The sequence below is a fragment of the Psychrobacter sp. SHUES1 genome, assembly GCF_001652315.1.
Lineage (GTDB): Bacteria > Pseudomonadota > Gammaproteobacteria > Pseudomonadales > Moraxellaceae > Psychrobacter > Psychrobacter faecalis.
Genome location: NZ_LXWA01000050.1, coordinates 21922 through 31697, shown reverse-complemented (window position 1 = coordinate 31697; position 9776 = coordinate 21922). Strand labels below are relative to the sequence as shown.

The following is a 9776-nucleotide window of genomic DNA, read 5'->3' as shown; positions in this document are numbered from 1 at the left end:
TGTTTTTTAGCGCTGCTGTTTTAACTCTATAGTGAGTGAAAAGTAATATCGATACATCACGCACTGCTGATATCCATTTTTCTTGCTTGCTGTGCCTGCGCAGACAGAGGCTACAAAAAATTGATATCAGCAGTACCGTAGTGTTTTTAGGATATTTTGACTATATTGTTTAAATGCCTAATAGTTTAAAGTCCTTAGCTCTCGTTGTCGTTAGTTTATTAAATCCTGCTTGCAAACTTAGCCGTGCTCCCCCATCATAATAATAACTTTTATTACACTGTGCTCATTATGAAAGCCCCCGAACAATACGATCCTAGTAACCCATCAAAAACGGATATGCCGCCGCCTACAGGTAAGCATAATAAACAGAGTGAAATGGTTAAGTCGCCCGCCATTCCTGCTGGCATGCCTACAATTACGCAAACGCATAAGCAAACGGCGCAAGCAGAAAAGAAACCCTTTCAGTGGCAGTTTTTATTACCAAAGTATTGGGGTATCTGGCTGTTATTGGCAATTATCATGCCGATGATATATCTGCCACTGCGTTGGCAATTTTGGTTGGGTCGTAAACTGGGTATTTCAATCTATAAACTAGCCGGCTCGCGCAGACGTGATACCTTAATTAATTTAAGATTGGCTTTTCCAGAAAAGCCCGAAGCTGAGCGCGAACTGATGGCAAAGCAAGTTTTTGTCAATCAAGGTATTGGGGTGTTCGAGACCTTATGCGCTTGGTATCGTCCTAATATTTTTACCCGTACGGTTTCTATCTCGGGCTTACAGCACCTAGTGAATGCCCAAAACCAAGGTCGACCTGTGATTTTACTTGGGGCCCATTATACGATGCTCGATCTTGGCGGCATGCTCTGCACGCAGTTTTTTGCCACCGATTGTATGTACCGCCCGCAAAACAATCCGCTTCTTGATTGGTTCATTTATAACGGACGTACTAAGATTTTTGGCAAGCAGATTGCCAGCCGTGACATGCGTAGTCTTGTTAATTCTATTAAAGCTAAACATGTGATTTGGTACTCACCTGACCAAGATTATGGTCTTAAGCAAGGTGTCATGGCGCCGTTCTTTGGTGTGCCCGCTGCTACTATTACTGCTTCTCGGCGGATGGCAAAATTGGGTGACAAGCAAAACCCACCGGCAATCATGGCCCTGCATACTTATCGGCAAACGCCTGATAACCTACCAAAGGGCAAACGTCCGCATTATCATTTGACCATTACGCCAGAGCTAGAGAACTATCCGAGCGATGACGAGGTTGCCGACGCGACCCGCATTAACGAGGTGCTAGAAGGCTTGATTCGTATCGATCCGACCCAATGGATGTGGTTCCATCGTCGCTTTAAAAACAGCCCTAACGGTCGTACCGATATTTATAAGTAGGTTTTGATTCCCCAAAAAATAGCTGCGAAATTTGCTATACTTTGCAGCTGATATTTTATCAGCTCTATTATTTACCTCGATAACTTATCTATTTTAATAACTCACTCATATCAATAACTCACCTGCATAAATAACGATGTGAGAAATAAAATAACGGATTTTTCATGAGTACTCAAACTGACACAGCTGTAGACAGTTCTAAACAAGAAAGTAAACGTATCCTAACCGGCATCAAACCGACGGGCATTCCTCATTTAGGTAATTACGTTGGCGCCATTCGCCCAGCCATTCAATCGATTCAAGACAGTGATGATGAGGCTTTTTTCTTTTTGGCCGATTATCATGGCATTATCGGCTGTTATGACCCTGCTGTCATTCATGAATCGACCAAAATCATTGCCGCGACATGGATTGCCTGTGGTCTTGACCCTGAACGTGTGACCTTTTATCGTCAATCTGATGTGCCAGAGATTCCAGAGCTTGCATGGATTTTAAATTGCTCATGCGCCAAAGGGCTGATGAACCGCGCGCACGCTTATAAAGCGGCTGTCGATATCAATACCGAAAAAGCCGACGTTGATCCAGATCAAGGGATCAATATGGGTCTATTTGGCTATCCAGTGCTGATGGCGGCCGATATCTTGATGTTTAATGCGACTCATGTACCCGTCGGTCGTGACCAAGTACAGCATATCGAGATGGCACGTGATATCGCTGGTACATTTAACCATCGTTATAAACCTCTCTTTACGCTACCATCAGCGGTTGTTGATGAAGATATCCCGCTATTGACAGGACTTGATGGTCGCAAAATGAGTAAGAGCTATGGCAACACCATTCCTCTATTCGGTGACCCTAATCCACAAGTCAGTCCTGAAAAGCAAATGCATAAAGCCATCATGAAGATTGTCACCAACTCACAACTGCCTGCTGAACCGAAAGACCCTGATGATTCTGCCCTTTTTGAGATTTATAAAGCCTTTGCAACGCCTGCGGAGATTGCTGATATGCGTGATCAATATGCAGCTGGTATTGGCTGGGGCGATGCCAAGCAAGCATTGTTTGATAAAATCAATAGCGAGATTGCCCCATTCCGTGCTCGTTATGAGGAACTGATGGCCAATCCAAAAGAGCTAGAAGAAATCTTACAAATGGGCGCAGAAAAAGCCCGTCGCCATAGCCGTAAACAGCTCGATAAGACGCGCCGCGCTATTGGTATTCGCCCCCTTGCTAAGCTTAAGTAAGTCTTTGATTACTTTTACTCACAGTAATCAGGGCGGATGCTAAAGGTGCAGACAGTATTGAAAAATGAAACAGCGGCTTTACCAAAAGCCGCGTTTTCCGTAAGCCTGCATAAAAACGCTAAGTTTATGGATAACAATGGCAAACATCGTATTTCAATCAATAATGATATGGCGCTGCGTATTTATCAGACGCCAGTGCAGCATCTACCAGAAGATCTCTATGTACCACCGCAAGCCTTTGCCATTTGGCTTGAGCAATTTGCTGGACCCTTAGATTTTTTATTATATCTGGTCAAAAAGAATAATGTCGATCTCACCCAAATGCCGATATTGCCGATTACTGAGCAGTATTTGGCTTATATTAGTGAGCTAGATACCGAGCATTTTGAATTGGCCGGTGACTATCTGCTGATGGCGTCGACCTTGATTGCCATTAAAACCGAGCTGCTACTACCAAGGCCTGAAACGCCAAGCGATGAGCGCGACCCAAAAGCTGAGCTGATTGAACGCCTTGAAGAATATGCGCAAATCAAAGTGGCCAGTCAACGTTTGGACAATCTGGTACGTCTCGAGCGCGATGTATTTTTGGCGCTGGTCAGTGTGCCAAGTCTAGACGTTATGAATGCCGAACTGCCCAATTATTCGCCAAACCTTTTGATTGATAGCTTATTTAAAATGCAGTTACAGCCCGACTATCAAATACATAATATCAAAGTTGATGCAGTGCCTCTTTCTGATCGTATCGCTAGTATTAGCAGACAACTAAGCACGGATGGTGCGCGCTCGTTTTATGAACTACTGGATAAATCCCAAGGTAAGATAGGCGTCGTAGTCAGTTTTGTCGCCGTACTTGAGCTGATGAAACGGCAGTTGGTTGGTGTCGTAAATAATCATTCAGAGCTCCAACCAGCTGCTGACAATCAGTCTGCTGTAGACCGCCATATAGGACAATTAACGTTACAGTGGCTAGCTTAATGGTTTTAACAGAGAATACGTGCAATGACAGATAAGCAAAATCAAGATTTAGAAGAAATCAGCAAGCATATCGAAGTACTCCTTCACGCTTCAGAAGCGCCCCTGACTGCCAGTATTTTAAAAAAATATCTGTCATTAAACACTAAAGAGCTTACGCAAGCGTTAGCGCTATTACAACAACGTTTGGATACTGGTGTGCTGACCTTACATGAAACGGCTAGCGGCTATCGACTGCAAGTTGCCGACGACTATAGTGCATTAATCCAGCGTGTCTTTCCTCAGCGTCAAGAGCGCCTGAGCCAAGCCCTGCTTGAAACCTTAAGTGTCATCGCCTATAAGCAGCCTGTGACCCGTAGTGATATCGAGCACGTGCGCGGTGTGACGCTATCAAGTAATATCTTGCGTCAACTGTTTGATAAAGGCTGGATTGAAGAGAAAGGTTATAAAGAAACTTTGGGGCGCCCTGCACTGCTACATACCACAGCGCAATTTTTAGATGCGTTTGGATTAACCAGTTTAGATGAGCTACCGCCACTGCCCGATATGGAAGCCATCAAAGCTTTGTCTTAGTAGCAAGTCGTTATTTCTTATCGATTAAAGTAAAATCTGTATATCTTGGACTTATAGCAATAAAAAAGGACAGGCTTTATAAGCGTGTCCTTTTTTTATAGGCTCAATCAGTAAAAGAATTATTGATTAATAATATCAACGCCCTTTGGCGGCGTGAATTTAAACTGACTGCTATTGATACTTGGGTTCATTTTAATACCGCTAAACTTAATCGTCGTGGTTTGTCCTAGCGTATCATTCAGCACCATCATCACAGGTTTGCCGCCGCTAAAACTCATCGATAAGCTCTTAAAGCTGGCGCTATCTGATTTTGGATAGAGCACATAGTAGTTTTTATTGGCATAAGGCTGGGTGATTTTAAAGTTTTTATCAATCTTACTTGGATCACCCGATAACAATAACGCTGGCGTGTTACCTACTTGGCTATCGACATTTTGCTTTGTCGCTTGTTCCAAATCTTTGTCATAAATCCACATTGAGCTACCATTCGCCACAATGAGCTGTTCTGACGGTGATTTGGTTTCCCAGCGGAAGTTATTTGGACGCTGGACGCTCATGGTACCGCTAAAAGTGCCACTATTCGCGCCTTTGGTGGTTTGGCTAAAATTAGCGGTCATGCTTTTGGTGTTGCTTAACAGCTTATTTAAACGTTTAGCGGCCGTTAAATTATCCGCAGGAGCAGCGCTTGCCGTTTGGGTCAATGCCACCATCGGCGCTGCCACCCCAAGTGCAGTCATCAATAAGCCTGTTAAAGCGCCACCCATTAATTTTTGTTTTAAAGTAGTTTTTTTTGATAATACAGTCATTATAAATCCTCTCTCAAATGCAAAATAGCATAAAAATAATACGTGTTAATTAAAATTTTTGTTTTCAATAAGTGCTTATCTCGCGCCAAAAAATCGACGTCAGTAAACAATGCAGACAGTGTGCCAGTTTTTTTATTACGCGCCTAGTCATGATTTGCAATCATTACTACCGTTGCCATACGCGCTTGTAACCGACAGCGTTACACAGAATATGGCGCTGTTTATTCTTTGCTTTAGCTGTTTTTCATGTAAATGAGCGCCATAAAAAAGCCCTTACTACCAAAGGGTAATAAGGGCTTTTTTAGTCATCGGATTATGTTAGTTAATAACTAAATAATCTAGATGGGCAACTATGCGCTTTCAACCATAACATAACGGCGGTTGAATTTACCTTTGGTCGCAAACTTTACCACACCGTCATTTAGTGCAAATAAAGTATGGTCACGACCCATGCCAACGCCTTCGCCTGCGTGGAATTCTGTACCACGTTGACGTACGATGATGTTACCAGCTGTGATAGCTTGGCCACCAAAGATTTTAACGCCTAGCATTTTTGGGTTTGAATCACGACCGTTACGGCTCGAACCGGCAGCTTTTTTATGTGCCATGAGAAAATCTCCTTGTTAATGTGACTTATCGCTAATGCGACAACTCTTAAGCATTTAGTGCGCTATTTAGCAGTCATTGCTAAGTGAATAATTAGGCATTAATCGCTTTGATTTTTAACAAGGTATACCATTGGCGGTGACCTTGCTCTTTGTGATAATGCTTACGACGGTTGTGTTTGATGATACGGATTTTTTCGCCGCGACCATGCTCAACTACTTCAACTTCTACGCTAGCGCCTTCAACGATAGGTTGACCGATTTTGACAGTTTCACCGTCAACAACCATCAATACGTCTTCAAATTTGATTGTTTCGCCTTTTTCTGCTTTTAGTAATTCAACTTTTAAAAGCTCATCGACCACAACACGGTGCTGTTTACCACCAGTTTTGATTACTGCGTACATTGTCTGACTCCGTTTAACCCGTGTGCCGTGGCTGATGTTATATCAACGCTTCAATAACGAACACGACAGGGAAAAATTAAAGGCAAGATTTTACGGCTTTTTGCTCATAAAAGCAAGCCGCGCCTCTTGTTTTTGCAAGGTGGTAATAACAATCATAGCGATTGATATAATTCTCAAAAAAAGCGATAGATTTCACTGACAAAGGTAGTGACTACCGATGTTAAGATAAACCGCTCTATGTAGATATACTATAACGAACGCGAATGGGTTAAAATCCAACAGCCGCTATTATAGCTTATATTATCAGTGACTTACAGGTTTTTGTAAATATAAACCTTATTAACGACTATTATTAATAAAATGTTGCTAACATAAGTGACTAATTAAAAAAATCTAACCAGTTAACTTTTAAAAATGATAGAAATCAAAAGGACAACACGTCGCTATATTAAAAGTCCTAACTTACTTTCTGCTATACTTAAATCAACCATTGACCTAAACAGCTATGCTATTATGCGTCAAACGCTAGCCTAACTATTATTTGCTGCAAGCATTATTATAAATAGACCGCTATCTAAACTCATTTTTCATTTTTTTCATTGGTATGACGACTCATTATGACCAGTAATTCTTTATCGAACGCCGCCGCAACCTCGACCACGCCATTAAACGTTCTAACCAGTACGCCAAGCTCTGCCGATACGCTAAGCTATGCTGATATCCAAAGTATCGTTGCTAACGATTTTGAGATTATGGATAAGCAAGTCTTTGGCAGCTTGAATTCTAAAGTCCAATTGGTGATGAGCGTTTCGCAGCATGTGATTAATGCTGGCGGCAAACGTATGCGCCCGCTGATTACCTTATTGTGCGCGCGCATGTTTAGCGACGAGCCATCGCAACAAGCGATGCATCTGGCGGCGATTACTGAGATGCTGCATACGGCAACCTTGGTACATGATGATGTGATTGATGAGTCAGGTCAGCGCCGTGGCAAACCAACGGCTAATGCCACTTGGGACAACGCCACTGCTGTGCTGGTCGGCGACTATTTGATTGCTCGCGCTTTTAACTTGTTGGTTGGTTTTCAAAGCTTGCCGTTATTGCAGGTCTTCTCCGATGGCACCTGTGATATCGCTGAGGGCGAAGTCTTACAGCTACAGCATCAGCATAACCCTGCAGCCACTGAACAAGACTACCTCAATATTATCGATGGCAAAACCTCGCGCTTATTTATGATGGCGACCCAAGGCGCGGCTATTTTGCAAAATAAAACCGAGCACTTGCAAGCATTGGCTGATTTTGGTCAGCATTTCGGTAACGCTTTTCAAATCGTCGATGATGTACTCGACTACAGTGGCGATAGTGAAGTGATGGGCAAGAATTTGGGCGATGATTTGGCAGAAGGCAAACCTACGCTGCCCACCATTAAAGCGCTTGAACTATTAAAAGACAGCGATAAAGCAGGCTATGAGCAATTACGACTTGCGGTGCAAACGGGTAAAACACCAAACGCTGAGCAGCTTATCGAGCTCGTCCGTCAGTCAGGTTCGCTTGAATACTGTAAACAGCGTGCTTTGGAAGAAACCAAACTGGCTCAGCAAGCGCTAAGCAGCTTACCTGACAACCGCTACCGTCAAGGGCTATATCAGCTGACTGAACTTGCCAGCGCGCGGTTAGTGTAAATATTGCTAGCCAACATATTATTGATGCTTAAAAATATTATTGATGCTTAAAATGTTTAAGCATCAATAAAAAAAATATGTGACTATTTAATTTTTAGTTAAGTTTTACTTTATAATAATAAAATAAATAAAATGAGAAAATAAGATTGCTATACACGCAGCTTTCTCATTACCCATCGCTTTCTTCGTTCAATTGTTCTTATTTTTCCCTGAAATTTTAGCGTTCACACTTAAGTATTGCTAAAACACCGTTTTTCTGTACATGCCATTTTCTACTGTATTTTTATATGGTTTTCTTGCTACTATCTCTAAATTATATTTAAAAAAACAAAATTTAACAATATTTTGGCGCTGTATTCATTACCAATCTTACAAAGTATTTAGAAGGTTACGCTTGTATTATCAATGGTTGTTAGATCTTTATTGAGAAATGAGCTTATCACAAGGCAGATGAAGGTTTTTTTGCATCTTGACTGTGGGGTATACCCTATAGTTTATAATCATGCATTACTTTAAATCTGCTTAGCCGATTGTTGTGTGTTTAGTTATTATATTATCTATTTAGTAATGAACTCTAACAGCGGTAAAGACATATTACGTTTCATATTTACTTCGTTAAGATTTATCCATAAACTTTTTAAACTGTAATTATTATATGATATTTATATTGCCGAGGACATTGATGAAGCACTCTACTCTTGCGCTTGTAATAGCATCTGTACTATCTGGCGCTGTATTGGTCGGCTGTGATAAAAATGAGGACGCAGCTGGGGCAGCGGCGCAGCAGCAGATGCCACCTGCCGTCGTCAACGTTCAGACTGTCACTCTAGATACCGTACCGCAAGTACAAACCTTTGCTGGACGTACCGCCGCTTACCAAACCGCCGACGTTCGCCCACAGGTAAACGGGATTATTGACGAGGTGTTGTTCCGCGAAGGCAGCAACGTCAAAAAAGACCAACCTTTATACCGTATCAATACCGACAACTACGCGACGTCTATCACCAGTGGGCAGGCGGCCATTCAACAAGCTGAAGCCAATTATCAGACAGCTTTAGCAAACAACGCCAATGCCAAAGCTGAGCTGGTCAGTCGCCAAGCGTCTTTATCGCAAGCACAAAATGACTTAAATCGTTTGCAAGGTTTGATCGAAATTGATGCCATCTCAAAGCAGCAATACGACCAAGCGGTTACCCAAGTTCGCACCGCGCAAGCAGCAGTCGAAAGCGCGCGTGCGGCGATTGGGCAAACCGAAGCTGGTATTGAGAGCGCTAAAGCTGGCATCCAAACGGCAAAAGCAAACTTACAAGCCAGTACACTAGATCTCAACCGTACTATCGTACGAGCGCCGCTCGCAGGTCGTACTGACCGCTCTAGCGTTACTGCTGGTACCTTGGTTAGCGCCGGACAACCAGATCCTTTAGTGACCATCTCGCGCTTAGATCCTATCTATGTCGATATCAGCCAGTCATCCTCTGAGCTGCTTAAACTACGCCAGCAAATTTCTGCTGGTAAAGCACAAGCAGGTATGAATTCGGTTGAGTTGGTATTAGAGGACGGCTCAACGTATCCGGTACGTGGCGAGCTTGCGTTATCAGAAGCAAAAGTTGATGAGTCAACGGGTGCTGTGACCTTACGTGCAGTCTTCCCTAATAAGAATAATATCTTGTTGCCGGGTATGTATGTCAGTGCGCGCTTGACTCAAAGCGTCATCACTAACGCCGCTTTAGTGCCACAAAGCGCAGTAATGCGGACACCGAAAAGCGAAACGCAAGTTTATATCGTTGATGAAAATAACAAAATCCAAGTACGTCCTGTCACTATTAATGGCACCTACAAAGATCAGTGGGTCGTCACTGATGGCTTAAAAGCAGGGGATAAAGTGGTGGTGATCGGTGGCTCAAAGGTCAAACCTGAGCAAGAAGTCGTCGCCAAACCTTTAGAAAATCCAAATGCTGCCCCTGCTAAGCCGGGCGCGCCAACTGCTCAAACGCCGCAGCAAGCCGCAAAAGCGATGGATAAGCCAGCTAGTAAAGATACCTCTGCTAAAAAACCAGCAGAATCTACCGCTAACTAATTCCATTCAAAGATAGGAA

At 42.9% G+C, this 9776-nt stretch carries 9 protein-coding genes; 6 read left to right on the top strand and 3 right to left on the bottom strand.

The genetic code is table 11. The features are described from left to right. Positions 1–288 precede the first annotated feature (288 nt). From A7325_RS06765 to scpB, 4 genes are all read left to right on the top strand, one after another. On the top strand, positions 289–1392 hold the full coding sequence (locus tag A7325_RS06765) for a lysophospholipid acyltransferase family protein (protein WP_068406077.1): 1104 nt from the start codon (positions 289–291) through the stop codon (positions 1390–1392). A gap of 164 nt (positions 1393–1556) precedes the next feature. Beyond that, entirely contained in the window at positions 1557–2636 is a 1080-nt protein-coding gene (locus tag A7325_RS06760) for a tryptophan--tRNA ligase (RefSeq protein WP_068406074.1), read from the top strand. A 126-nt stretch (positions 2637–2762) separates the two neighbouring features. After that, the gene (locus A7325_RS06755) at positions 2763–3611 is read left to right on the top strand and encodes a segregation and condensation protein A (RefSeq protein WP_068406088.1); all 849 of its coding nucleotides are present in this window, start codon (positions 2763–2765) and stop codon (positions 3609–3611) included. Positions 3612–3635: 24 nt separating this feature from the next. Further along, positions 3636–4181, top strand: a complete 546-nt coding sequence (scpB, locus tag A7325_RS06750; RefSeq protein ID WP_068406071.1) for an SMC-Scp complex subunit ScpB — start codon at positions 3636–3638, stop codon at positions 4179–4181. A gap of 119 nt (positions 4182–4300) precedes the next feature. Here the strand turns inward: scpB and lolA are convergent, their stop codons facing one another. The 3 genes from lolA to rplU all read right to left on the bottom strand — a co-directional run bounded on the left by lolA (position 4301) and on the right by rplU (position 5998). Further along, positions 4301–4987 (bottom strand): outer membrane lipoprotein chaperone LolA, encoded by a 687-nt coding sequence (lolA, locus tag A7325_RS06745; protein ID WP_068406067.1) that lies wholly within the window; start codon positions 4985–4987, stop codon positions 4301–4303. A gap of 350 nt (positions 4988–5337) precedes the next feature. After that, positions 5338–5595 carry a 50S ribosomal protein L27 gene (rpmA, locus tag A7325_RS06740; RefSeq protein ID WP_055123782.1) on the bottom strand — a complete coding sequence of 86 codons (258 nt, stop codon included), beginning with the start codon at positions 5593–5595 and terminating at the stop codon, positions 5338–5340. A 91-nt stretch (positions 5596–5686) separates the two neighbouring features. Further along, entirely contained in the window at positions 5687–5998 is a 312-nt protein-coding gene (rplU, locus tag A7325_RS06735) for a 50S ribosomal protein L21 (RefSeq protein WP_025652795.1), read from the bottom strand. A 617-nt stretch (positions 5999–6615) separates the two neighbouring features. Here rplU and A7325_RS06730 point away from each other — a divergent pair. Together A7325_RS06730 and A7325_RS06725 are read left to right on the top strand one after the other, a co-directional pair. Further along, positions 6616–7680, top strand: coding sequence for a polyprenyl synthetase family protein (locus A7325_RS06730; protein ID WP_068406065.1), 1065 nt, complete (start codon positions 6616–6618; stop codon positions 7678–7680). Between the two features lie 682 nt (positions 7681–8362). Next, the gene (locus tag A7325_RS06725) at positions 8363–9757 is read left to right on the top strand and encodes an efflux RND transporter periplasmic adaptor subunit (RefSeq protein ID WP_068406062.1); all 1395 of its coding nucleotides are present in this window, start codon (positions 8363–8365) and stop codon (positions 9755–9757) included. Positions 9758–9776 lie beyond the last annotated feature (19 nt).

Bases quoted from the DNA above. Each gene is read 5' to 3' on its own strand.
- A7325_RS06765 (WP_068406077.1), top strand. From the start codon at position 289: ATGAAAGCCCCCGAACAATACGATCCTAGTAACCCATCAAAAACGGAT.
- A7325_RS06760 (WP_068406074.1), top strand. From the start codon at position 1,557: ATGAGTACTCAAACTGACACAGCTGTAGACAGTTCTAAACAAGAAAGT.
- A7325_RS06755 (WP_068406088.1), top strand. From the start codon at position 2,763: ATGGATAACAATGGCAAACATCGTATTTCAATCAATAATGATATGGCG.
- scpB (WP_068406071.1), top strand. From the start codon at position 3,636: ATGACAGATAAGCAAAATCAAGATTTAGAAGAAATCAGCAAGCATATC.
- lolA (WP_068406067.1), bottom strand. From the start codon at position 4,987: ATGACTGTATTATCAAAAAAAACTACTTTAAAACAAAAATTAATGGGT.
- rpmA (WP_055123782.1), bottom strand. From the start codon at position 5,595: ATGGCACATAAAAAAGCTGCCGGTTCGAGCCGTAACGGTCGTGATTCA.
- rplU (WP_025652795.1), bottom strand. From the start codon at position 5,998: ATGTACGCAGTAATCAAAACTGGTGGTAAACAGCACCGTGTTGTGGTC.
- A7325_RS06730 (WP_068406065.1), top strand. From the start codon at position 6,616: ATGACCAGTAATTCTTTATCGAACGCCGCCGCAACCTCGACCACGCCA.
- A7325_RS06725 (WP_068406062.1), top strand. From the start codon at position 8,363: ATGAAGCACTCTACTCTTGCGCTTGTAATAGCATCTGTACTATCTGGC.